At 72.5% G+C, this 24,241-nt stretch carries 13 protein-coding genes; 7 read left to right on the forward strand and 6 right to left on the reverse strand.

The window, feature by feature from the left end; all coding sequences use genetic code 11:
• Nucleotides 1-276 precede the first annotated feature (276 nt).
• Both speB and AC07B0_RS13785 read right to left on the reverse strand, forming a co-directional pair.
• A complete protein-coding gene (gene speB / locus AC07B0_RS13780; RefSeq protein WP_356881107.1) occupies nucleotides 277-1,269 on the reverse strand; it encodes an agmatinase in 993 nt (330 codons plus the stop codon).
• Between the two features lie 95 nt (nucleotides 1,270-1,364).
• On the reverse strand, nucleotides 1,365-2,921 hold the full coding sequence (locus AC07B0_RS13785) for an acyl-CoA carboxylase subunit beta (protein WP_469379463.1): 1,557 nt from the start codon (nucleotides 2,919-2,921) through the stop codon (nucleotides 1,365-1,367).
• Between the two features lie 487 nt (nucleotides 2,922-3,408).
• On the opposite strand from AC07B0_RS13785, the gene AC07B0_RS13790 reads away from it, so the two are divergent.
• The 4 genes from AC07B0_RS13790 to AC07B0_RS13805 all read left to right on the forward strand — a co-directional run bounded on the left by AC07B0_RS13790 (nucleotide 3,409) and on the right by AC07B0_RS13805 (nucleotide 9,871).
• Nucleotides 3,409-6,339: a helix-turn-helix transcriptional regulator gene (locus tag AC07B0_RS13790; RefSeq protein WP_469379461.1), complete on the forward strand. Its 2,931-nt coding sequence runs from the start codon at nucleotides 3,409-3,411 to the stop codon at nucleotides 6,337-6,339.
• Nucleotides 6,320-7,297: a metallophosphoesterase family protein gene (locus tag AC07B0_RS13795; protein WP_469379459.1), complete on the forward strand. Its 978-nt coding sequence runs from the start codon at nucleotides 6,320-6,322 to the stop codon at nucleotides 7,295-7,297. Before AC07B0_RS13790 ends, AC07B0_RS13795 begins: the two co-directional genes overlap by 20 nt.
• Nucleotides 7,294-8,034, forward strand: a complete 741-nt coding sequence (locus AC07B0_RS13800) for a 4'-phosphopantetheinyl transferase family protein (RefSeq protein WP_478864176.1) — start codon at nucleotides 7,294-7,296, stop codon at nucleotides 8,032-8,034. Before AC07B0_RS13795 ends, AC07B0_RS13800 begins: the two co-directional genes overlap by 4 nt.
• A gap of 175 nt (nucleotides 8,035-8,209) precedes the next feature.
• Nucleotides 8,210-9,871 carry a flavin monoamine oxidase family protein gene (locus tag AC07B0_RS13805; protein ID WP_478898161.1) on the forward strand — a complete coding sequence of 554 codons (1,662 nt, stop codon included), beginning with the start codon at nucleotides 8,210-8,212 and terminating at the stop codon, nucleotides 9,869-9,871.
• Between the two features lie 85 nt (nucleotides 9,872-9,956).
• Here AC07B0_RS13805 and AC07B0_RS13810 read toward each other — a convergent pair whose 3' ends face one another.
• The 3 genes from AC07B0_RS13810 to AC07B0_RS13820 all read right to left on the reverse strand — a co-directional run bounded on the left by AC07B0_RS13810 (nucleotide 9,957) and on the right by AC07B0_RS13820 (nucleotide 12,981).
• Nucleotides 9,957-11,369: a class I adenylate-forming enzyme family protein gene (locus tag AC07B0_RS13810; RefSeq protein ID WP_469379453.1), complete on the reverse strand. Its 1,413-nt coding sequence runs from the start codon at nucleotides 11,367-11,369 to the stop codon at nucleotides 9,957-9,959.
• 314 nt (nucleotides 11,370-11,683) lie between these two features.
• Nucleotides 11,684-12,328, reverse strand: coding sequence for a thioesterase II family protein (locus tag AC07B0_RS13815; RefSeq protein WP_469379451.1), 645 nt, complete (start codon nucleotides 12,326-12,328; stop codon nucleotides 11,684-11,686).
• 80 nt (nucleotides 12,329-12,408) lie between these two features.
• Nucleotides 12,409-12,981, reverse strand: a complete 573-nt coding sequence (locus AC07B0_RS13820) for a sugar phosphate nucleotidyltransferase (protein WP_467292911.1) — start codon at nucleotides 12,979-12,981, stop codon at nucleotides 12,409-12,411.
• Nucleotides 12,982-13,301: 320 nt separating this feature from the next.
• Here AC07B0_RS13820 and AC07B0_RS13825 point away from each other — a divergent pair, with 320 nt between their 5' ends.
• The 3 genes from AC07B0_RS13825 to AC07B0_RS13835 all read left to right on the forward strand — a co-directional run bounded on the left by AC07B0_RS13825 (nucleotide 13,302) and on the right by AC07B0_RS13835 (nucleotide 16,438).
• Complete coding sequence (locus AC07B0_RS13825; protein ID WP_478898163.1) at nucleotides 13,302-14,360, forward strand: ABC transporter ATP-binding protein; 1,059 nt, start codon at nucleotides 13,302-13,304, stop codon at nucleotides 14,358-14,360.
• Complete coding sequence (locus AC07B0_RS13830) at nucleotides 14,357-15,217, forward strand: ABC transporter permease (RefSeq protein ID WP_356875486.1); 861 nt, start codon at nucleotides 14,357-14,359, stop codon at nucleotides 15,215-15,217. Before AC07B0_RS13825 ends, AC07B0_RS13830 begins: the two co-directional genes overlap by 4 nt.
• Nucleotides 15,218-15,394: 177 nt before the next feature.
• Complete coding sequence (locus AC07B0_RS13835) at nucleotides 15,395-16,438, forward strand: ACP S-malonyltransferase (protein ID WP_356875488.1); 1,044 nt, start codon at nucleotides 15,395-15,397, stop codon at nucleotides 16,436-16,438.
• A gap of 109 nt (nucleotides 16,439-16,547) precedes the next feature.
• On the opposite strand, the gene AC07B0_RS13840 is transcribed toward AC07B0_RS13835, so the two are convergent.
• The coding region (locus AC07B0_RS13840; protein WP_478898166.1) for an SDR family NAD(P)-dependent oxidoreductase at nucleotides 16,548-24,241 on the reverse strand (7,694 nt) is incomplete at its 5' end.

A 24,241-nucleotide genomic window follows, 5' to 3' on the forward strand; every position in this document is an offset into this window, starting at 1 on the left:
CGAAAGGATGACCTCGGCGCCCGCGCCGGGGCATGGTCGGGGGGACGCGTCACGGCTCAATTCCCGGCCGCACCCGGCGGAAGAATGTCGCCGATTTTAGCTGCGTTTTATTGACACGGGCCGCACGGATCGCAAGGAAAAGGCGAACGGTGCACGGCGGGGTCCACCGGGGCCCGGATGAATGCCGAATGGCTTTCGTGCCGCCGCCGTTTCGTCGGGGTGAATTCACGAATACGGGCGCGGACCGCCGCTCGTGCGGCGGCCGCGCCCGCGCGGCTACTGCGCGACGCCCCAGCGGACCGGAGCGATCTGCTTGGACATGATCGTGATCAGCTCGTACGCGGCGTGCGACGCGGCGATCGAGGTGATGCCGGCGTGGTCGTACGCGGGCGCGACCTCCACGATGTCGGCGGAGACCAGGTGGCAGTCGGCGAGGCCGCGCAGGATCTCCAGCAGCTCGCGGGACGTCATGCCGCCGGCTTCGGGCGTACCGGTGCCGGGGGCGTGGGCGGGGTCCAGGACGTCGATGTCGATGGAGATGTAGAGGGGCCGGTCGCCGACCCGCTCGCGCAGTTGCTGGGCTATCTCGTCCACTCCGCGCCGCATCACGTCCGCCGAGGTCACGATGCCGAAGCCCAGCTTGGCGTCGTCGTCGAGGTCCTTCTTGCCGTAGATGGGGCCGCGGGTTCCGACGTGGCAGAGGGCGGAGGTGTCGATGACGCCCTCCTCCACGGCCCGGCGGAAGGGCATCCCGTGGGTGTACTGCTGACCGAAGTAGTCGTCCCAGGTGTCCAGGTGCGCGTCGAAGTGCAGGACGGAGACCGGCCCGTGCTTCTTGGCCACGGAACGCAGCAGCGGCAGGGCGATCGTGTGGTCGCCGCCCAGGGTCATCAGCCGGGCGCCGCCGGCGAGCAGTTCGTCGGCGGCCGCCTCGATCGTCTCCACCGCCTCGCCCGTGTCGAACGGGTTGGCGCTGATGTCGCCGGCGTCCGCGACCTGGCTGAAGTGGAAGGGGTAGACGTCCTGCGCGGGGTTGTAGGGGCGCAGGGTGCGGGAGGCCTCGCGGATGGCGTTGCCGCCGAAGCGGGCCCCGGGGCGGTAGGTGACACCGCCGTCGAACGGGACCCCGACCACCGCGATGTCCGCCTTCTCCACCTGGTCGAGGCGGGGGATGCGGCCGAAGGTGGCCTGGCCGGCGAAGTGCAGCGTCCGGTCGGTCTCGGTCGGCGCCAGCGGCGGGGTCACTCCGTTGGGGGGCTGGGCGGTCATGGTGCGATCTGTGCCTTTCAGGGTACGGCTGCCTGGTGCCCCGGACCGGGCCCAGGGGGTCGGGGCGCCGGGCGCCCGCGGGCCTGTCGGCCAGGTCACATCGGCGGGTTGCCGTGTTTGCGGACGGGCAGGTCGGCGTGCTTGGTGCGGAGCATCGCGAGGGCGCTCGCGAGTACCTCACGGGTTTCCGCGGGATCGATGACGTCGTCGACGAGACCACGCTCGGCCGCGTAGTACGGGTGCATCAGCTCGGCCTTGTACTCCTTGACCATCCGCGCCCGCATCGCCTCGGGATCCTCGGCGTCCGCGATCTGCTTGCGGAAGATCACGTTCGCGGCACCCTCGGCACCCATCACCGCGATCTCGTTCGTCGGCCACGCGTACGTCAGGTCCGCGCCGATCGACTGCGAATCCATCACGATGTACGCACCGCCGTACGCCTTGCGCAGGATCAACGAGATCCGCGGCACCGTCGCGTTGCAGTACGCGTACAGCAGCTTCGCCCCGTGCCGGATGATCCCGCCGTGCTCCTGGTCCACGCCCGGCAGGAACCCGGGAACGTCCAGCAGGGTGACGATCGGAATGTTGAACGCGTCGCACAGCTGGACGAACCGCGCCGCCTTCTCCGACGCGTGGATGTCCAGCACACCCGCCAGATGCCCCGGCTGGTTCGCGACGATGCCCACGACCTGCCCGTCCAGCCGCGCCAGCGCACAGATGATGTTGCGGGCCCACCGCTCGTGGACCTCCAGCACATCACCCTCGTCGACGAGCTCCTCGATCACCTTGAGCATGTCGTACGGACGGTTCCCGTCCGCCGGCACCAGGTCCAGCAGCACCTCAGAACGCCGGTCCCGCGGATCGTCACTCTCGTGGACCGGCGGGTTCTCCCGGTTGTTCGACGGCAGCATCGTGATCAGGTACCGGACCTCGGAGATGCACGTCTCCTCGTCGTCGTACGCGAAATGCGCCACGCCCGAGGTCTCCGCGTGCACGTCCGCACCGCCGAGCCCGTTCTGCGTGATCTCCTCACCCGTCACCGCACGGACCACGTCCGGACCCGTGATGAACATCTGCGAGGTGTCCCGCACCATGAACACGAAGTCCGTCAGCGCCGGACTGTACGCCGCGCCGCCCGCACACGGACCCAGCATCACCGAGATCTGCGGGATCACACCCGAGGCCTTCGTGTTCCGCTGGAAGATCCCCCCGTACCCGGCCAGCGCCGAAACGCCCTCCTGGATACGGGCACCCGCACCGTCGTTCAGCGACACCAGCGGAGCACCCGCCGCGATCGCCATGTCCATGATCTTGTGGATCTTCGTCGCGTGGGCCTCGCCCAGCGCACCACCGAAGATCCGGAAATCATGCGCGTACACGAAGACCGTCCGGCCCTCGACCGTCCCCCACCCCGTGATCACACCATCGGTGTAGGGCTTCTTCGCCTCCAGACCGAAACCGGTCGCCCGGTGCCGGCGCAGCTGCTCGACCTCCCGGAACGAACCCTCGTCGAGCAGGAGCGCGATCCGCTCCCGGGCGGTCAGCTTGCCCTTGGCGTGCTGCGCCTCCGTCGCCCGGTCACTCGGCCCACGCCGCGCCTCCTCACGGAGGGAGTGCAGCTCGGCCACTTTCGCGGTGAGGCTCGTCGTCATGTGCCCTCTCGACCCCTGCCCCGCGGTGCGGGCGGCTCATCGGTTCCCGCGGGCCTCCGAAGGCCCGCCCCCCACCATTGAACGAGCAGCCGCGGCGGCTTCTCCACCGCTTGCGACCCCTATTCTCCGCACGCCCACCCCTAGAGCCGGAACTGTTGAATGCCCGTGCATTTGAGGTTTCCTTGAGGTTTCCCATCGTGACGGAACGGACTCGCGCCGATTTCGATGAACCAGACTCGACTTGGCCGCGTCTCATCTACGAAAGGAGTTCGAGCAGTTGTCCGTCCGGAAGTTGGTAGAGTTCCGTCCAACCTGCCGAACGGGAAGAACAGGTCTGCCGTTTGACCAGCGGTGAGCGCTGAATTCCATGCGCTCCTCGGGCACCCCTTCCTGCCCGCGCGGGAACTCGAAGGAATAGCCATGTCATGCCATGGAACCGACATGCAGCGTTTCGCATCTCATTGGGGAGGCTTCCACAGCCATGTTGGTGGAGCGGGATGAACAGATCGTCAAGCTGACCTCCTGGATGACCGGCGCCGCCCGGTCCCACGGCACCGCTCACGGAGCCGGACAGGCGATGCCGCACGGCCCCGCTCCCGACGACCCCTCCAGACCCGGCCGGACAGCGGTGATCAGCGGCCCGGTGGCGTCCGGCAAGACGGCACTGCTCCACCGCGTGCTGGAGCGGACGTCCGACGCGGGCGTCCGGCTCCTGAGCGCCGTGACCTCCGCCGCCGAACAGGACATCCCCTTCGGCGTGGCGGAGGAACTGCTGCGCGACACCCGGGACGCCTCCGGCCCCCTCCCGCTGCACGGGCAGCCGGGCAGTGAGGGACTCGTCCCCGCGCAGACCCTCGTGGCGTTCCACGCCCGGCTCGCGGGCCTGGCGGCACGCGGACCGCTCCTCATCGCCATCGACGACGTGCAGTACGCCGATCCGCAGTCCCTGCACTGCCTGCTGTACGCCCTCGGCCGGGCCCGCGGCACGGGGGCGGACCTCTCGCTGCTGGTGACACGTGGCCCCGACGCGGGGGCGACACCGCCGCAAGTGCTGGAGGAGCTGCTCCGCCAGGCCGGGGGACCCCGCCTGCGGCTGGGCCCGCTCACCGCGCGCGGGGTGGAGGCACTGCTGGCCCACCGGACGGGGAACGCGGACCCCGCGGCCTCCGGCACGGCGGCCGCGCCGGCGCACACCGCCCGCCTGGCCGCCTCCCTCCACGCGGCCACCGGCGGCAACCCGCTGCTGGTCCACAGCCTCGTCGACGAGCTGATACCCCGGCTCCGGGACGCGGAGCCGGCCGACGGGCCCGTCCACGCGGGCGAGCAGTTCCTCCAGAACGCGCTGATCTGCGTCCACCGCACCGGCATCGAGGGTCTGCGGGTCGCCCAGGGCATCGCGCTGCTGGACGACGCCGGCCCGCTGCCGCTCCTGGCCCGGCTGGTGAAGGCCGAGGAGCGCACGGTGGAACAGGTGGTCGCCGCCCTCGCCGAGGCGGGCATCCTCCACGGGGCGCGCTTCCGGCACGGGGCGGTACGGACGGCCGTGCTGGAGAGCCTGGCCGACGACGCCGTGGCCCGGCTGCGCCGGCGGGCCGCGCGGCTGCTGTACGAAGCCGGGGCGGCGCCGGTGGCCGTCGCCGCGCACCTGCTGGGTCACGGGGCGGAGGTTCCCGACGAGGAGTGGGCCCCCGGCGTGCTGAGCGAAGCCGCGCACGCGGCGCTGGCCTCCCAGCGGATCGGGTTCGCGGTGCGCTGCCTGCGGCTGGCGGAGGAGTGCTCCCGGGACGAGCGGGAGCGGCTGCAGCTGCGTACCAGCATGGCCAAGTTCATCTGGCGGGTGAACCCGTCCGCGTGGGCCCACGAACTCCGGCCGCTGAACGCCGCCCTGCGGGACGGCACGCTGCCGGTCACCGACTCCCTGCGGCTCGTCGGCGACCTGCTGTGGAACGGCTGGATCGACGACGCGGCGACCGCCATCCAGTACGCCGTCACGGACATGCCGGGTACCGCCGACCCCACGCTCACCACCGAACTGCGGGGCGTGCGCCTCGTGCTGGCCTCCACGTACCCGACCCTCCTGGACCGGCTGGACGGCGCACTGGGGACGGCGGGGGTCGGTGCGGAGCACCCGGCGGGCGCCCCGAAGGACGGCATGACGGCCGCGATGGAGGTGCTCCAGGGTGTCCTCGGTACGCAGACGGGCACCCCGGCCGCGGACCGCCGGGACCGGGCCTCGGCGGACGAGGCGTTCACCGAGACCGCCGAGCGGATCCTCGCGGGCACCCGCCTCACCGAGGAGACCCACGTCACGGTACGGGCGTGCCTGCTGGCCCTGCTGTACGCGGACCGGCTCGGCCCGGCGGCCCTGTGGACGGACCGGCTGCTGGTGGAGGCCTCCGAGCGCGACGCACCCGGATGGACCGCCGTGATGCAGGCGATGCGCGCGCACATGGCGCTGCGCCGCGGTGAACTCGTACAGGCGCGGCGCCTGGCCGAACAGGCGCTGGAGCAACTCCCGCCGCACGCCTGGGGCGTGGGCATCGGCATGCCGCTGGCCGCCCTCATCGAGGCCCGGACCGCCATGGGCGACCACGAGGCCGCGGCCGCGCTGGTGGACCACCCGGTGCCGGAGCAGATGCTGCTGACGCGCTACGGCCTGCACTACGTCTACGCGCGTGGCAGGCACCAGCTCGCCACCGGACGGCACCACGCGGCGCTCACGGACTTCATGACCTGCGGAAGGCTGATGCGCGACTGGGCCATCGACCGCTCGGGGCTGGCGCCCTGGCGGGTCGGGGTCGCGGAGGCCTCGCTGGCCCTCGGCAACCGGGAACAAGCGGAGCGGTTCGCCCGGGAGCAGCTCGCCGCCGACGCCGGACCGCGGGTACGCGGCATGGCCCTGCGCGTCCTGGCGGGCGCACGGCCCCTGCCCGACCGGCCCGCCCTGCTGGACCGGGCCGTGGCCCTGCTCCAGGAGGAGGGCGACTCCCACGAGCTCGCCCGGGCCCTGGCCGATCTCGGGGCGGCCTACGAGCGGCTCGGCGACGCGGCCCGCGGGAAGACCTGCACCCGCCGGGCGTGGCGGATCGCCGAGGCCTGCAACGGCCGGGAGGAACCCGCGCAGCCCCACCAGGGCGGCGACCAGCCCGCGCCGAGCGAGCCGCCGACGCCCGTGGCCGCCCCGCAACCGGGCCCCTCGGGGCCGCGGCCCGCGGCGGTGTCCTCCCTGACGGACGCCGAGCGCAGGGTGGCGACGCTCGCCGCGCACGGGTACACGAACCGGGAGATCAGCGACAAGCTGTTCATCACCGTCAGCACCGTGGAACAGCATCTGACCCGGGTGTATAGGAAGATCAACATCACCCGTCGTCAAGACCTACCGGTCAGTTGGGACATCGATGTCGCGCACACTGCCTGATCCGCCCGCCCGCCCCGCTCCCGCCGACGGGTCCGCCACCGAGGCCGGACCCCGACTGCTCGCGGTGAGCGACCTGCACATCGGGATGGCCGACAACCGGCCCATCACCGAATCCCTGCGGCCGACGCACCCGGACGACTGGCTCATCGTCGCCGGGGACGTCGGCGAGCTCAGCGAGGACATCGAGTGGGCGCTGCGCCTGCTGTCCGGACGCTTCGCCAAGGTGGTGTGGGCCCCGGGCAACCACGAGCTGTGGACGCCGCGCGAGGACCCGGTCCAGTCCCGCGGCGAGGAACGCTACCGGTACCTCGTGGAGCTGTGCCGCGGGCTGGGCGTGACCACCCCCGAAGACCCCTGGCCGGTGTGGCGCGGCCCCGGCGGCCCCGTCGCCGTCGCCCCGCTGTTCCTGCTGTACGACTACACGTTCCGGGTGGCGGGCGTCACGACGAAGGAGGAGTCGCTGGCGCGGGCGCACGAGGCCGGCGTCGTCTGCACGGACGAGTACCTCCTGCACCCCGACCCCCACCCCGGCCGGGACGCCTGGTGCCGGGACCGGGTCGAGCGCACGCTGCGCCGGCTGGAGGCCCACGACCCCGCGGTGCCGCTGGTCCTGGTCAACCACTTCCCGCTGGTCCGCGAGCCCACCGACGTGCTGTGGCACCCGGAGTTCGCCCAGTGGTGCGGCACCGTGCTCACCACCGACTGGCACCGCAGGTTCCGTACGGCCGCCGTGGTCTACGGGCACCTGCACATCCCCCGGACCACCTGGTACGACGGGGTGCGCTTCGAGGAGGTGTCGATCGGCTACCCGCGCGAGTGGCGGCGCCGCGGCCACCCCAAGGGCCTGCTGCGGCAGATCCTGCCCTACACCGGCCTGCCCGAGGAGGGCACGGCCCGGACGGGGACCGCGGCCACCCTGCCGGGCCCCACGACCGACGACGGGAAGGCCCGGACGTGATCGAGACCCTGCTGCCCGATGCGGCGCGCGCCGACGAGGCCTTCGGGCCGGACGGATCCGCGGTCCTGTACCCGGAGGAGGCGGCCCTGGTCGCCACCGCCACGGAGGGGCGGCGCGAGGAGTTCACGACGGTAAGGGGCTGCGCCCGGCGTGCGCTCAAGGCCCTCGGACTGCCGCCCGCTCCCGTCCTGCCGGGGAAGCGCAACGTGCCGCAGTGGCCCGCCGGGGTGGTGGGGGGCATGACGCACTGCGCCGGGTACCGGGCCGCCGTCCTCGCCCGGGACAGCGACCTGATGGCGGTCGGGATCGACGCCGAGCCGGACCGGCCGCTGCCCCGGGGGGTCCTGGAGTCGATCGCGCTCCCCCAGGAGCTGGCCTGGGCCCGCACCGCCCCGGTGGGCGGGGCGGCCGGGCTGTGCCGGGACCGGCTGCTGTTCAGCGCCAAGGAGGCCGTGTACAAGACCTGGTACCCCTTGGTGGGTACCGAGCTGGACTTCGAGGACGCCGCCCTGTCCTTCCGCGCGGACGACGACGATCCGCGGACCGGCACCTTCCGGGCGCGGGTCCTGCGTCCGGGGACCGGCCCCGACGGCCGGCCGGTGACGGCGTTCACCGGCCGGTGGCTCGTGCGGCGCGGTCTGGTCGTCACCGCGATCGCCGTGCCCGCCCGCCGGGTGGCCGCGGCCGGCGCCAGTGCGGGCGGCGCCGCGGGCGGGGTGGGTCACCCGGGTCGATAGGGGTTGTCCGGCTCCGGGGCCGCTGCGTAGCGTGCGGGGACCGGACCGACCGTGCACGGCGGCGCGTGGGTCTCCCGCCGTCCGGTCCCGCTCCGACGCCGCGTCCCCGGCCGCGCCGGCTCGTCTCCGGTTTCCCCCTCGAAGCGATGCCGAACCGGCCCGAGAGGTACTCCAGATGACATCAGCAAGCCCGGCCCCCCTCACCATGCTCGTGCCGGACTTCCCGTTCTCCTACGACGGCTGGCTCCACCATCCGGCGGGCCTCGGGGCCCTGCCGCCGGGGCGCGCCGGAACGCCGGTGGCCGTCGTGGGCGGTGGCATGGCGGGGATGACCGCCGCCTACGAGCTGATGCGCCTCGGTCTGCGCCCGGTCGTGTACGAGGCCGGCCCGCTGGGCGGCCGGATGCGTTCGGTGCCCTTCCCGGGGCGGCCCGACTGCGTGGCGGAGATGGGCGCGATGCGCTTCCCGCTGTCGGCCCGCGCGCTGTTCCACTACATCGACCTGCTGGGGCTGCGGACCAGCCCGTTCCCCAACCCCCTCGCGGCGCACACCCCGAGCACCCTCGTCGACCTGGGCGGCGTGCGCCACACCGTGCGCCGCGCGGATCAACTGCCGGGCGTCTACCAGGAGGTGGCCGACGCCTGGGAGAAGGCGCTCCAGGAGCGGGCCGAGCTGGCGACGATGCGCGACGCGGTCCGGCGGCGCGACGTCGAGACGCTCAAGCACGTCTGGGACCGGCTGGTGCGGGAGTTCGACGACCAGTCCTTCTACGGCTTCCTCGCGACCAGTACGGCGTTTCGGTCGTTCCGGCACCGGGAGATCTTCGGGCAGGTGGGCTTCGGCACCGGCGGCTGGGACACCGACTTCCCGAACTCGCTGCTGGAGATCCTGCGCGTGGTCTACACGGGCGCCGACGACGACCAGGTGGCCATCCGCGGCGGCTCCCAGCAGGTACCGCGCGGGCTGTGGGAACACCGGCCGCGCCAGTGCGCGCACTGGCCGGCGGGCACCTCGCTGGCCTCCCTGCACGGCGGGGCGCCCCGGCCGGGGGTGCGGGCCGTCGCGCGCGACGGGGAGGAGTTCACCGTCACCGGCACCGACGGGCGCGGGGACCGGTTCGCGGCCGTGGTGTACACCCCGCACGTGTGGACCCTGCTGAACCGTGTGGAGGCGGATCCGGAGCTGCTGAGCGCGCCGCTGTGGACGGCGGTGGAGCGGACCCACTACATGGGCTCGTCCAAGCTGTTCGTCCTGACGGACCGGCCGTTCTGGCGCGACGTGGACCCGGGCACCGGGCTGCCGGTGATGAGCATGACCCTCACCGACCGGATGCCGCGCGGGGTCTACCTGTTCGACGACGGCCCGGACCGGCCGGGGGTGATGTGCCTGTCGTACACGTGGAACGACGACTCGGCGAAGATGGCGACGCTGAGCGCACGGGAGCGGCTCGACGTGCTGCTGGAGAAGCTCGCGGCGATCTATCCCGGGCTGGACATCAGGTCGCACGTGATCGGCGATCCGCTGACCGTCACGTGGGAGAGCGAGCCGCACTTCATGGGCGCGTTCAAGTCGAACCTGCCGGGCCAGTACCGCTACCAGCGGCGGCTGTTCACGCAGTTCATGCAGCGCGGGCTGCCGGAGCGGCAGCGCGGGTTCTTCCTCTGCGGCGACGACGTGTCGTGGACGGCCGGGTTCGCGGAGGGCGCGGTGACCACGGCGCTGAACGCGGTGTGGGGCGTGGTGGACCATCTGGGCGGGGCGACCCACCCGGACAACCCCGGCCCCGGTGACCTCTTCGAGGCGCTGGCGCCCGTGGAACTGCCCTACGAGGCCTGACGCGGGACCGTGCCGGGGGCGTCAGCCCGTACGGGTGAGGGCGCCCCCGCCGGGCGGGGGCGCCCTCACCGTGCCGCCGGGACGGTCACGCCTGGGCGGCGGCCAGCTCGGTCAGCGCCTTCTTGTCGGGCTTGCCGTTGCGGTTGAGCGGGAACTGCTCCAGCACCACCACCTTGTTGGGCTGTTCGAAGGCCGGCAGCAGGGCGCACAGCCGCTCCCGCCAGTGGCCGGCGTCCCGCAGCTCCTCGTCCTCGACGAAGAACACCAGCTGCGAACCGCGCAGCTCGTCGGGCAGGGGCACGATGCGGGTGGGGCAGCCCTGGGCGGCCACCTTCCGTTCGATGAGCTCCGGGTAGAGGGTGTATCCCATCCGGTGCACGGCGAACTTGCGGCCCAGGACGTGCAGGTTGCCGTCGGCGTCGAGGTGGCCGAGGTCTCCGGTGGCCTGCCAGCCCGTGGCGTGGGCCGGGACGACGGTGCCGTCCTCGGCCACCTGTCCCAGGAGCGCGTCGGGGGTGTCGACCTCGATCTCGCCGGTCTCCCCCGCGGGCAGTTCGACGCCGTCCTCGCCGGTGATCCGCAGGCGGATGCCCTCCATGGCCCGGCCGCAGGCCACCGGGTTGTCGAGGGTGGCGAAGGAGATGTTGCCGAGCTCCGTGGAGCCGTAGCTGTCGAGGAGCGGCAGCCCGAACTCCTGCCGGTACCGCTCCACGAGCGGCGCGTCGAGGGGCGCGGCGCCGACGCAGAACATCCGGGTGTCGGCCAGGTGGGCGCGCAGCGAGGGCTTCCGGCCGATCAGGCCGAGGATGCTGCGGTAGCTGGACGGTGTCGCGTCGATGACCGTGACCCCGGCGTCGCGGGCCATGCGCAGGGCCCGGTCGAGACGGCGGTAGGGGGCGATCACCAGGGAGCAGCGGGTGAGCCAGGCGATGAGCACCATCGACAGGCCGTACTGGTGGGCGAAGGGCAGCAGCGGCATCAGCACGTCGTCGGCCCGGTGGCCGACCTGGTCCGCGTTGCGCCGGAGGTTGCGCAGGAAGGAACCCCCGGACTTCACCACGCCCTTGGGGGATCCGGTGGAGCCGGAGGTCCACATGATGAGCCCGTCGGGGAGCTCGCCCCACGCGTCGAAGGACAGGGCGCTGTCCGTGGGCTCGTGGTCGGAGACGGCCACCATGAGTTCGTACAGGTGGACGGGGTCGGCGTCGGGGTAGACGGGCGTCTCGTCGTCGACGAAGGTGATCTTCACGCCGGTGCGGACGGCGATCCGGCGGGTCTCCTCGGCGTGTTCCTGCTGGTCGACGAGGACGATGGAGGCACCGACGTGCATGAGGGCGTACAGGACGCACACGTAGCTCGCCGAGTTGCCGGCCTTCAGCATGACCCGGTCGCCGAGGCCGATGCCGCGTTCGCGGATCGCCTCGGCCACCCGGAGGGCGTCCTGTTCGAACTCTTCGACGGGACGTACCGAGTCTGCTGCACATATCTTCGCGGTCATCGGTCGCACAATGTCCTTCCTCTGGGCCGGGACACGGCCGGGCGGCGTGCGGTGCGCCGGGCCGGCGGTGCGTCGGGCCCGTTCAGGGGTGGATCGCGGGATTCGCGAGCTTCACAGGGGATGCGGGGCCGGCCGGTGCCGTCCCCGTGGGTTGGTGCGGTGAGGCGTGTCGCGTGACGCGCCGCCGGCCGTGCCGTCGTCGCCGGTCACGTACGTGGACGACACAGCTCTCCACCCCGCACGCTAGGCACGGCTCCGGGGGCCGGGTACCCCTGAACGACCCCTGAGAGCCCCTGAGTACCCCTCAACACCCGTCATTCCGGGTCTGGTTCGCCGAGCGAGATGAGCTGGTCGTGGACGACGTTGACCACCTCCCGGCGGTACGACCTCAGGTAGCCCTGGGCTCCGGGGAAGACTTCCAGGTCGAAACCGCCGGACGTGCACCGCCGCCACGCCCGGACACCGGCCGGAGCGGCGTACCGGTCGTACTGGGCGGTGAGGGCGACGACCCGGCATGTCAGGGCGGGCGGGCCGAGGCTGCCGCGGTGGCCGGGGGCCGTCCGCCCGGAGACGAAGAGGGTCAACGGCGCGGCGTAGGTCTCGCGTTCCAGCCGGCACGCCACCGAGTAGGCCAGTTCGGCGCCCAGGCGGTGGCCGAAGAGGGCGAACGGCCGGTCGGCCCAGCCCCGTACCGCTTCGAAGACCTTGTCGGCGAGCAGGGCGCGCGCCGCCGGGTCGAGGTCCTCTTCCGCGGGCATGGCGGGGTACTGGACGACGAGCAGTTCCACGGTGGGCAGCAGCAGTTCGGCCATGGCGAGGTAGCAGAGCGGGGAGTTCCGTGAGCTGGGGAAGCAGATCATGCGGTAGCTGCTCTGGAGTGCGGGCTGCCGGATCTGTATCAGGCCGACCTCGTCGGGGGTGGTCTCCCCGTCGGGGGGCCGGCCGTGCGCATGGGTCATGCTCCCTGGAACTCCGCCTCGGGTGGGTGCCTTCGACTCGTGGTCGGGCGTACGGCCGACGCCTCCCGTGCGGAGGGCCTTCATGAAGGGGTCTGTGCCTCGCGGTGGTCGCCCGCGGTGCTGGAGACGACCTCCAGGCCCTGTCCGGCCAGCCACCGCAGGACGTCCTCGATCTCCGACTCGCCGTGGGCGGTGGGCCGGACGGCGTCGAGGGCCTCGTGCACGGCGTCCGTGAAGAAGTACACCCCGGCCCGGCCCGGTACGACCTGCGCCGCCGGACGGCGGCTGCGGAACTCCTCCAGCTGCTCGCCGATGCCGCCGGGGGCGAAGGCGTCCCCCGGGTGCGTCACGAAGTCCTCCTCGCCCAGCCAGTCCCGCGCGGTGCGCACGGCGCGGGCGGGCCCCAGCGGCCCGCGTTGGGGGAGGTAGGTGACCGCGACGCCGAAGCGGGCGCCGTCGCCGACGGCCGCCCGTACGTCTTCGGCGGTGTCACCGAGGACGATGCCGACGTCCGTGATGCCCGCGTCGGCGATGCCCTCGATGACGTGGAACAGGACGGGTTTCCCCGACGCCGGGTGGAGCCGCACGGCAGGGGTGGCGGGCGGGGGGTGCGGACGGGAACCGGATCCCCCCGGCAGGACGAGTGCTTTCACGGGGTCTCCTCGCGAAAATGGTGAGGTGATCGGAGTTGGTCCGCCGCGATCACCCGGAGATGCTATGAGGATATTCATCGGGACCGCAATACGTGATCACCCCTATTCCCCCCTAGCGATTTCCTCATTCCCCCTAGGTCCGGGGCCTGTTGGCCCGTGGTGCGGCCTCGCGTGCTAGACAGGGCGCGCATCACTTCCGTGTCCTATTCAGTCGGCGCCCGACGCGCGGCCGGTCACGCGACATTCCCCGCGCGAACCCGCCGGACCGCCGTCGCCGCGTCCCGCTTGATTCGCAGGAACAAATGAAACCTGAACGACCCGTGGATTCCGCTGTCGTGGTCGACGGACTGGTCAAGAAGTACCGGGACCGTGACCGGCCGGCGGTGGACGGTTTGAGCTTCTCGGTCCGCAGGGGCGAGGTCTTCGGATTCCTGGGCCCGAACGGAGCCGGCAAGACGACGACCATCGGCATCCTCACCACCCGCGTCGCCCCGACGGCGGGGCGCGCGTTCGTGCAGGGCGTCGACGTCGTGGCCCATCCCGCCCAGGCCCGCCGGGCCTTCGCCGTCGTCCCGCAGCGCAACAACCTCGACCAGTCGCTGACACTGCGGCAGAACCTGACCTTCCACGCCGGCTACCACGGCATGCGGCGGGCCGAACGGAGCCGCCTGGCCGGCGAATGCCTGGAGTGGGTGGGGCTCGCCGACCGCGGCAAGGACCGCGGGGACCAGCTCTCCGGCGGCCAGACCCAACGCGTCATGATCGCCCGCGCCCTGATGCACCGGCCCGACGTGCTGTTCCTGGACGAGCCGGCCAACGGGCTCGACCCGCAGGCCCGGCTGTTCATCCACGAGCGGGTCGCCGAGCTGAGCGGGCGCGGCGTGACCACCGTGCTCACCACCCACGACATGGACGAGGCGGCCCGGCTCTGTGACCGCGTCGGCATCGTGGACCACGGGCGGCTCCTCGCCCTGGACACCCCGCAGGCGCTGATGCAGAGCCTCAGCGGCACCGCCCTCACCCTGACGGTCCGGCCGGCGGAACCCGGTACGGCAGGCCCCGGTGGGGAAGCGTCCGGTGCGGCGGAGGTCATCCGCCTGCTGGAGAAGATCGAGGCGGTGACGCGGGTCGAACGGATCGAGCCGCCGCGCCCGGACGGCGCCGCGGCCGAGCCCGCGGACGGCCCGGCTCACGGTCCGGCGCTCGGCGTCGACGCGCCCGTACGGCTCCGTCTCTACAGCGACGCGCCGCCCGGCGCGGTGCTTCCGGCCGCCATCACCACCCTGACGGCGGCGAGCTGCGACATCAAGGACATCAAAGTGGGGACCGCCACGCTGGAGGACGTCTTCATCGAGCTGACCGGCAGGGAGCTGCGATGAAGACCGCCACCGCCCCCGACTCCGTCTCCGACCCCGTCTCCGGGTTCCCCCGGCAGCTGCGGCCCGCGCCCACCGGCGTCCGCTCGGTGACCCGTACCTTCTTCTTCATCCTCTGGCGGGACGTCTTCGTCACCGGGCGCGAACTGGGCACCTTCCTCGCCCAGGTGCTCGTGGAGCCCTTCTTCATCCTGTTCGTCTTCGGCAAGGTCCTCGGCGAACTCGGCTACACCGGGGGCGGCTTCGAGCAGGTCCTGCTGCCGGGTGTGGTCGCGCTCAACAGTTTCCTGGTGAGCCTCCAGAACACCGCCCTCCCCCTGATCATCGACTTCTCCTGGAGCAAGGAGATCGAGGACCGGCTGCTGGCCCCGATCCCCACCACGCTGGTCGCCGTGGAGAAGCTGGTCTTCGGCATGATCCGCGGCATCATCGCCTCACTGCTGATGATCCCGATGGGTTTCCTGGTCCTCGACCACGCGTCCTGGCCGATGGACAGCTTCCCCGCCACGCTGGGCGTGCTGCTGATGGGCGCGCTGGCCGGCAGCACGGTGGGCCTGACCATCGGCACGCTCGCCCCGCCGCGGCACATCAGCATCGTCTTCGCGGTGACGCTGACCCCGCTGATGTTCACGGGCTGCACCCAGTTCCCGTGGCACGGGCTGGCGGACATCCGCTGGTTCCAGGTGCTGTGCGCCGTCAACCCGCTGACCTACGTCAGCGAGGGCATCCGCGCGCTGCTGCTGCCGCCGGGCGGACCCGGATCGATCCCGCTGGGCGTGGACCTGGCGGCGCTCACCGCGGCGATCCTGATCTTCGGGGCGATCGGCATCAAGGGCTTCCACCGCAGGGCCCAGGACTGACCCGCCCCGCCGACCCGAACCACCGCCCGTCCCCTCCCCTTCCTCTTCCCTTTCCCTTCCCGGCCTCGTGCCCGGACCGGCGCTCCGGCGCCCGGGCCGGGTGCGGGGTCTTTTCGCATCGCTTCACGGCGATTCCCTTCCCCGCACGACTTCTCCGAAGCAAAGGTATTCAGGACCATGACTCATTCCGATGCGACTGCCGCGGCTGGTGCCGCCGGCTCCTCGGACACCCGGACCGGGACCGCGATCGTATTCCCCGGCATGGGCCCCGCGTCGTTCGCCGAGGTCGGCAAGTTCCTGCTCCTCGACCCGTACGCACGGGTCCGCCTGGCGGAAGCCGACGAGGCGCTCGGGTATTCGGTGTTCGACCGTTTCCGGGACGCCGAGGAGGATTATTCCGTCGATTTCCAGATCGCGTTCCTCGTGAACTCGATGGCGCTGGCCGACCGTGCCGTGGACGCCCTCGGTGTCTCCCCGACCGTGTGCGCCGGGCCCAGCTTCGGCCAGAAGGCGACCGCGGCCTTCGTCGGGTCGCTGTCCTTCCCCGACGTGGTCCGGCTGACCGCCGAGCTGGCCCGCTGCGAGGAGGAGTACTTCTCCACCGCGTACGAGGACGTGGTCACCCACTGCTTCGTCCGTACCCCGCAGGACCGCCTGGACGAGATCCTCGCCGGGTTCGACGACCGCGGCGCCTGGTACGACTCCTCCGGCCGGCTCGACGCCGGCTTCCACATGCTGTCCGTACGGGAGAAGGACCTCGACGCCCTGACGGCGGGCATCAGCGCGGCGGGCGGCTACTCGATGTACTCGATGCGGCCGCCCGTGCACGCGGCGGCCTTCACGGCGCTGCGCCGCAAGGCGGAGGAGGAGGTCTTCGGCGCGTACCGGTTCGCCGACCCGGCGCTTCCCGTCGTCGTCGACCACGACGGCACGGTCGTACGGGACGCCGCCGGGATGCGCACGATGATGCTGGACACCTTCGACCGGCCGATCCACTGGCCGAGCATGGTGGAGTCCCTCAAGGGCCTCGATGTCGGGACGCTGTACGTGACCGGCCCCGACAACCTGTTCCACCGGCTCGACGTCACCAAGGGCAATTTCGAGGTCGTCGCGATGGGCCTGCCGAAGAAGCGGGCCCGCGAACGCGAGCGGGAGAGCGCCCTGGAGCGGTCCCGGGCGCGGCGGGCCCGACGCGGCGCCCCGGGCCCCCTGACCGCCTGAATACTTCGGGCCCCGTCCCCCCAGGACCTGGGACGGCGACCGCACCGGGCCGGGCCCCACCCCTCACAGGGGTGGGGCCCGGCCCGGTGTCGCCGGACCCCTGCCGCCGTCAGGGGCGGGAGTCCAGCCACTGCTCGACGGCTCGCGCGGTCGTCGGCGCGTGCTGCTCCATCACGGTGAAGTGGTTGCCGGGAACGTCCACGACCGTGTGCTCCAGATCCCAGTAGGACCGCCAGTCGCCGTCCGTGGAGCGGGTCCAGTCGAAGAACCGCTCCCCGGCCCGGACCAGCAGCGTGGGCGCCTTCACGGCTTCCGGCTTCCAGCCGGCGAACAGCCGGAAGTACGCGCCCATCGCGAGCAGCCGGTTGTCGTCGACCGGGACGTAGCTGTCCTGGCGTTCGTCCACCCCCTTCGACAGGCCGGGCTGGATGCCCATGATGGCGTCGTCGTCGTGGGAGTAGATGTCGACCAGCACCACGGCCTCCGGGAAGACCCCGGCGCTCTCCAGCCTCCCGGCCACCGCGTGGGCGAGCATGCCGCCCGAGGAGTGTCCGACCAGGACGAACGGCGCCCCGTCGGCGTGCTTCAGGACGGCCTCGGCCTGCGCCTCGATCACCGCGTCGGGGGTCGCGGGCAGTTGTTCGCCGCGCAGGAAGCCGGGGGCCGCCATCGCGTGGACGTCCCGTCGGCCACGGAACGCGGACGCGAACCGCGCGTACTGGTGCGGGCCGGAGATCGACAGGATCGAGGAGAAGCAGACCAGTCCGGGACCCGTGTCGCCGCGCGAGAGGCGCACCAGGCCGGGTGCCTTGCGCAGCTCGGCCGCCGAGGCGAACGAGGGCCGGAACCGCGAGGCCTGCATGAGGAGTTCCGTGAACTGGCCGGCCGTGCCCTGCGTGCCGGCCTCCTGGAGCATGGCTCCGAGGAGCCCGTCGGCCCCGTCCGGTTCCGCCTCGGCGCCGGCTCCGGCCCGGCCGCCGCGGGCCGCGGCGAGCTCGGCGCGCAGCCGTCCGGCGACCAGGAGCGGGGTCGGGTGGTCGAAGAGCAGGGTCGCGGGCAGCCGCAGTCCCGTCGCCGCGTTCAGCTGGTTGCGCAGTTCGACCGCCGTCAGCGAGTCCAGGCCCAGTTCCAGGAACTCCTGGGACTCGCCCACCGCGTCGGGCGACGGGTAGGCCAGTACCGCGGCGGCCTGGGCCCGCACCACCTCCAGGAGCACCCGCTCCTGCTCCTCCTCCGGCAGGGCGGACAGGCCCGCCAGCCGTCGCGCGGCAGCGGACGCGGCCGCGTCGGCGGCGCCTCCGGCGGCCTTCCGCAGCCCGCCGCGCACCAGCCCCCGGAAGACGGCCGGGAGTGCTCCGGCATCGGCCTGGGCCCGCAGCGGGGCGGTGTCCAGCCTGATGGCGACGAACACACCGCCGTCGGGTGCGGAGCCCGCGTCGCCGTCGGGGCCCGCGGCCGTCAGCGCGCACGCCGTGTCGAAGAGGGCGAGGCCCTCCGCGGAGGTGAGCGGGGCCAGTCCGGCGCGCGCCATCCGCTGGACGTCGGCGTCGGTGAGCTCGCCGGTCATCTCGCTGCGCTGTTCCCACAGCCCCCAGGCCAGCGACAGGGCGGGCAGGCCCGCCGCGCGCCGGTCCTGGGCCAGGGCGTCGAGGAAGGCGTTGGCCGCCGCGTAGTTGGCCTGTCCGGGGCTGCCGAGCGTGCCGGCCGCCGAGGAGAACAGGACGAACGCCCCGAGGTCCAGGTCCCGGGTCAGTTCGTGCAGGTGGTGGGCCGCGTCGACCTTCGGCCGCAGGACCGTGTCGATCCGCTCGGGGGTCAGGGAGGGTACGAGTCCGTCGTCGAGGTGGCCCGCCGTGTGGATGACGGCGGTGAGCGGGTGCTCGACCGGGACTCCCGCCAGGAGTGCCGACAGGGCCTTCCGGTCGGAGGCGTCGCAGGCGACGACGGCCGCCTCGGCGCCCAGCCCGGCGAGTTCCGCGACGAGTTCCGCGGCGCCTTCGGCGCGCGGTCCGCGCCTGCTGGTCAGCAGCAGGTGCCGCACTCCCCGCTCGGTCACCAGGTGCCGGGCCAGCAGGCTGCCGAGGACTCCGGTGCCGCCGGTGATGAGGACGGTGCCGTCCGGGTCCAGCGCGGGGGCCGCCGCGGGCCGGTCCGCCGCTTCGTGGGCGAGGCCGTCCGCCGCGGGGCGAGCTGCGGGGACCCTTGCCAGCCGGGCGGCGTGCAGGGCTCCGCCGCGGACGGCGAGCTGGGGTTCCCCGCTCGCCACCGCCGCGGCGAGCAGCGCGCCGAGGTCCACCGGAGCGTCCTCGGGCGCGCCGGTGCCGTGTTCGGGGTCGAGGTCGGGGGCGAGGTCGGTGTCGGGGGCGAGGTCGAGGAGCAGGATCCGTCCGGGGTTCTCCGACTGCGCGGAGCGCAGCAGCCCCCAGACGGCCGCGTGCGCCAGGTCCGGTACGCCGTCACCCGGCCGTACCTCGACCGCCCCGCGGGTGACCACCGCCAGGCGTGCTCCGGCGAGGGACTCCTCGGCCAGCCAGGTCTGTACGAGCTCCAGGGCGTCGCGGGCCGCCCGCCGGGCGGCCTGCGCGGTGTCCGCGGCGTGCTGCCCGCCGAGGGCGGAGCAGGAGACCAGGACGGTGTCGGGCACCGGCTTCCCGGCGAGCACCGTGTCCGCGAGCGCGTCCACGTCCTCGTAGGCGTCGGCCGGGATGCCCGCCGCGCGCAGCGTGGCTTCGAGACCGAGGGGGTCGGACCCGATCACGGACCAACGCCCGCTCGGTGCGGGGAAGTTACCGGTGAGCGCGGGCCACTCCAGTCGGAACAGCGACTCGTGGAACGCGGGCCCGGCCGTCCGGAGGCGGGCCGGGTCGATCGCCCTCAGCAGCAGCGACTCCACCGAGAGGACCGGTTCGCCGCGCTCGTCGAACGCCGCGAGGGACACGGCGCCGGATCCCGCCGGAGCCAGCCGCACCCGCAGCGCGCCCGCACCGACGGCGTGCAGGCCGACGCCGGTGAAGGAGAACGGCAGCCGGATCCCGCCGTCCTCGCTCGCCTCGTCGCCGCCGGTCGTGAGGAAGGAGCCCAGGGCGAGGCCGTGCAGGCCCGCGTCGAGCAGCGCCGGGTGCACGCCGAAGTGCGCCGCGTCGGCCTGGGGGCCGTCGGACAGGGCGAGTTCGGCGAACAGTTCGTCGCCGAGCCGCCATGCGCCCCGCAGGTTCCGGAAGGCCGGACCGTACGCGTACCCGAGGGCGGCGAACCCGTCGTACAGGTCGGCCACGTCGAGCTGTTCGGCCCCCGTGGGAGGCCAGACCTCCGAGCCGGTCGCCGGCGGCGGGGTCACCGCGTCGACGGCGCCGAGCACCCCGCTGGCGTGCCGGGTCCAGGACTCGTCCCGGTTCGGATCGGCCTCGCCGCCGGACTCCGCACGCGAGTGCACGTGCAGCAGGCGCCGTCCCGCTTCGTCGCGGGCGGCCACCGACAGGCGTAGCTGGAGCGCACCATGTTCGGGCAGCACCAGCGGTGCCTCCAGGGTGAGTTCCTCCAGGAAGGCGGTGCCGGCCCGCTGACCGGCGTGCAGCGCGAGCTCCACGAAGGCAGTGCCGGGCAGCAGTACGGCGTCCGCGGCCCGGTGGTCGGCCAGCCAGGGGTGGGTCTGGAGCGACAGGCGTCCCGTGAACAGGAACCCGTCCGAGTCGGGCAGTTCGACGGCCGCCCCCAGCAGCGGGTGCCCGGCCGGACCCAGCCCGGCGGACGCCACGTCCCCGACCGGGGACACCGGTACCTCGATCCAGTACCGGTCGTGCTGGAAGGCGTACGTGGGCAGGTCGACGCGCCGGGCGCCCGTGGCGGCGAAGACGGCGTCCCAGTCCACGGTGACACCACGGACGTATGCCTCGCCCAGGGACAGCCAGAACCGCTCCAGGCCCCCCTCGTTACGGCGCAGCGAACCGAGTACCGCCGCCTCACGGCCCGCGTCCTCCACCGTCTCCTGCATCCCGACGGTGAGGACGGGGTGGGGGCTGGACTCGATGAACACGCCGAAGCCCTGGTCGAGGAGGGTGCGAGTGGCGTCCTCCAGCTCCACCGTCCGGCGAAGGTTCCGGAACCAGTAGGCGCCGTCCAGCTCCGGTCCCTTGACCCACTCGCCCGTGACGGTCGAGAGGAACGGCACCTCGGCCGCCCGGGGGGTGATGGGTGCGAGCAGTTCGTCGAGTTCCTCGCGGAGCAGTTCGACCTGCGCGGAGTGCGAGGCGTAGTCCACCGCGATCCGCTTGGCACGTATCCCGTCCGCCTCGCAGGCGGCCAGGAACTCCTCCAGGGCCTCCACCTCGCCCGAGATCACCACGGAGGATGGGCCGTTGACGGCGGCGACGGAGATCCGCTCCTCACCCCAGGGGGCAATGCGCGAGCGGACTTCGGTGGCCGGCAGGGGCACGGAGACCATGCCGCCGAGACCGGCCAGGACCCTGCCGATCGCCTGACTGCGCAGGGCCACCACTCGGGCCGCGTCTTCAAGGGAAAGGATGCCCGCGACGCAGGCGGCAGCGATCTCGCCCTGCGAATGCCCGATCACCGCACCCGGACGCACACCCGCCGCACGCCACACCTCGGCCAGGGACACCATCACCGCGAACAGCGCAGGCTGCACCACATCCACCCGGTCCAGCGACGGCGCGCCCTCGGCGCCACGCAGTACCTCCACCAACGACCAGTCGGTGAAGGGTTCCAGGGCCTTCGCACACTCGTCGATCCGCGACGCGAACACGGGTGAGGTGTCCAGCAACGCGGCAGCCATACCCACCCACTGCGAACCCTGGCCCGGGAACACGAACGCGGTCTTTCCGCCGCCCGTGGTGCCGCGTACCAGTCCAGCGGCCGCAGCCTCGTCCTCGAGTGCGGTCAAGCCCCGCAGGAGTTCCTCGTGGTCCGCCGCCACGATCACGGCACGGTGGTCGAACGCGGCACGGGTCGTGGCCAGCGAATACGCGACGTCGCCCGTCGCGAGCTCGGCCGCGTCCGCCAGGTGGGCCCGCAGCCGGGCCGCCTGGCCGCGCAGTGCGTCCGCTGACTTCGCCGAAAGCACGTACGGCAGTACGGACGACGGAACCGGCCCGGTGTTCCGTGCGGGCGCGAACTCCGGCTCTTCCGGGGCTTGTTCGATGATCGTGTGAGCGTTGGTGCCGCTGATTCCGAAGGAGGAGACGGCGGCGCGGCGCGGGCGGCCGGTCTCCGGCCAGGGAGTGGCGGCTTCGAGCAGGGAGACGGCTCCCGCCGACCAGTCGACGTGCGGGGTCGGCTCGTCCACGTGCAGGGTCTTCGGAAGGACCCCGTGCCGTATCGCCTGGACCATCTTGATGACACCCGCGACACCGGCCGCGGCCTGGGTGTGGCCCATGTTCGACTTGATGGAGCCGAGCAGGAGCGGCTGCTCGGCGGGATGTTCCTGCCCGTACGTGGCCAGCAGCGCCTGGGCTTCGATCGGGTCGCCGAGGGTCGTGCCGGTGCCGTGCGCCTCGACCACGTCCACTTCAGCGGCGGTGAGGCGGGCATTGGCCAGGGCCTGGCGGATCACGCGCTGCTGGGACGGGCCGTTGGGGGCCGTCAGGCCGTTGCTCGCGCCGTCCTGGTTGATCGCCGAGCCCCGCAGGACGGCCAGGACCGGGTGGCCCTTGGCGCGGGCGTCCGACAGCCGCTCCACGAGGAGCATGCCGACACCCTCACCCCATGCCGTCCCATCGGCCGCGGCGGCGAACGGCTTGCAACGGCCGTCACTCGCCAGCCCGCGCTGGATGCTGAAGGCGACGAAGGTACCGGGGGTTGCCATCACGGTGACGCCGCCGGCGAGTGCGAGATCGCATTCGCCGCTGCGGAGTGCCTGGGCGGCCAAGTGCAGTGTGACGAGAGAAGACGAGCAGGCGGTGTCGACGGTGACGGCCGGGCCTTCGAGACCGAAGGTGTAGGAGACGCGTCCCGAGGCGACACTGCCCGAGCTGGAGGTGCCCATGTAGCCTTCGAGGCCCTCGGGTGCCCGGTGGAGAAGAGTGCCGTAGTCGTTGTACATGACACCGGCGAACACACCCGTCCGGCTGCCCCGCACGGTCGCCGGGTCGATCCCGGCCCGCTCGAACGCCTCCCACGAGGTCTCCAGCAACAGCCGCTGCTGCGGGTCGGTCGCGAGGGCCTCGCGCGGGGAGATCCCGAAGAACGTCGGATCGAAGTGGTGCGCGTCGTACAGGAATCCGCCCGTGGGGCTGCATCCGGTCCCCTGACCATCCGAACCGGGCATGAGGCCGTCGAGGTCCCAGCCGCGGTCCTCCGGCATGCCGGCGATCGCGTCCCTGCCCTCCAGTACGAGACTCCACAGGTCCTCGGGAGAGCGGACACCGCCGGGGAACCGACAGGCCATCGCGACGATCGCGATCGGCTCGTCATCGCGTGCCCCGGCGGCAACCGGAGCCGCGGCTGCGGACGCTTCTTGGCTGCCGAGGAGCTCTGCGAGCAGGAACTCCGACAGGGCGGTGGGGGTCGGGTAGTCGAAGACGAGGGTGGCGGGCAAGCGTACGCCGGTCACGCCGCCGAGGCGGTTGCGGAGTTCGACGGCGGTCAGGGAGTCAAAGCCGACCTCGCTGAACGAGCGCGCCGGATCCACCGCTTCGGGCCCGGCGAAACCGAGGACCGCAGCCACCTGACCGCACACCAACGCCAGTACTGCACCCGGCTGTTCGTCCCGAGCCAGCGCGGCAACCTGCCGGGCAAAGGCACCACCGGCGGCACCACCCCGGGCCGCACGACGTGCCGGCATCCGCACCAGCCCGGACAGCAGCGGCGGAAGCATCCCGCTCCCCGCCTGGGCCCGCAGTGCCGCGAGGTCCAGCTTCACCGGTACGAGGAGTGACTGCCCGGAGACCGAGGCGGCATCGAACAACGCCACCCCCTCGCCTGCGGACAGGGCGTTCACGCCGCCACGGCCCAGACGCGACGCGTCCTCGGCATCCAGGGCACTCCCCATACCGCCGACTTCGGCCCACAGACCCCAGGCGAGAGACGTACCCGACAGGCCCTCAGCCCTGCGGTGGGCAGCCAGGGCGTCCAGGAAGGTGTTCGCCGCCGCATAGTTGGCCTGACCGGCGCCACCGAACACACCAGCAGCAGAGGAGAACAGCACGAACGCCGACAGATCGAGATCCCGGGTCAGTTCGTGGAGGTTCCAGGCCGCGTCCACCTTCGGACGCAGGACTGCCGACAGCCGCTCGGCGGTGAGCGAACCGACCACGCCGTCATCCAGCACACCGGCCGTGTGCACCACAGCCGACAGCGGGTGCTCCACCGGAACACCGGCCAGTACGGCCGCGAGAGCCTCACGGTCGGCCACATCACACGCCGCCCACGACACCTCGGCACCCAGAGCCGAAAGCTCAGCCGTCACATCCGACGCGCCCTCCGCGCCGGAGCCACGACGGCTCACCAGCAGCAGACGCCGCACACCGTGCTCAGCGACCAGATGACGCGCGAACAGCCCGCCCAGCGAACCACTCGCACCCGTCACCAACACCGTGCCGTCGGCATCCCAGGCGGCAGACGGCTCATCGGCCGAGAGCACGGCACGCGCCAGCCTCGGCACCAGAGCCGAACCGCCCCGGACCGCCACCTCGGACTCACCCGAAGCCAGCGCAACCGACAGACCCGACTCCAGCTCACCGTCCGCGTCGAGGTCGACCAGGACGAACCGGCCCGGATTCTCCGACTGCGCCGACCGCACCAGGCCCCACACCGCAGCATGCACCAGATCCGAGACGCCCTCGCCCG

This window comes from Streptomyces sp. NPDC044704 (genome assembly GCF_056433525.1).

Excerpts from the sequence above, each read along its gene's own strand:
- speB (WP_356881107.1), bottom strand. The coding sequence starts at position 1,269 with ATGACCGCCCAGCCCCCCAACGGAGTGACCCCGCCGCTGGCGCCGACC.
- AC07B0_RS13785 (WP_469379463.1), bottom strand. The coding sequence starts at position 2,921 with ATGACGACGAGCCTCACCGCGAAAGTGGCCGAGCTGCACTCCCTCCGT.
- AC07B0_RS13795 (WP_469379459.1), top strand. The coding sequence starts at position 6,320 with ATGTCGCGCACACTGCCTGATCCGCCCGCCCGCCCCGCTCCCGCCGAC.
- AC07B0_RS13805 (WP_478898161.1), top strand. The coding sequence starts at position 8,210 with ATGACATCAGCAAGCCCGGCCCCCCTCACCATGCTCGTGCCGGACTTC.
- AC07B0_RS13810 (WP_469379453.1), bottom strand. The coding sequence starts at position 11,369 with ATGACCGCGAAGATATGTGCAGCAGACTCGGTACGTCCCGTCGAAGAG.
- AC07B0_RS13815 (WP_469379451.1), bottom strand. The coding sequence starts at position 12,328 with ATGACCCATGCGCACGGCCGGCCCCCCGACGGGGAGACCACCCCCGAC.
- AC07B0_RS13830 (WP_356875486.1), top strand. The coding sequence starts at position 14,357 with ATGAAGACCGCCACCGCCCCCGACTCCGTCTCCGACCCCGTCTCCGGG.
- AC07B0_RS13835 (WP_356875488.1), top strand. The coding sequence starts at position 15,395 with ATGACTCATTCCGATGCGACTGCCGCGGCTGGTGCCGCCGGCTCCTCG.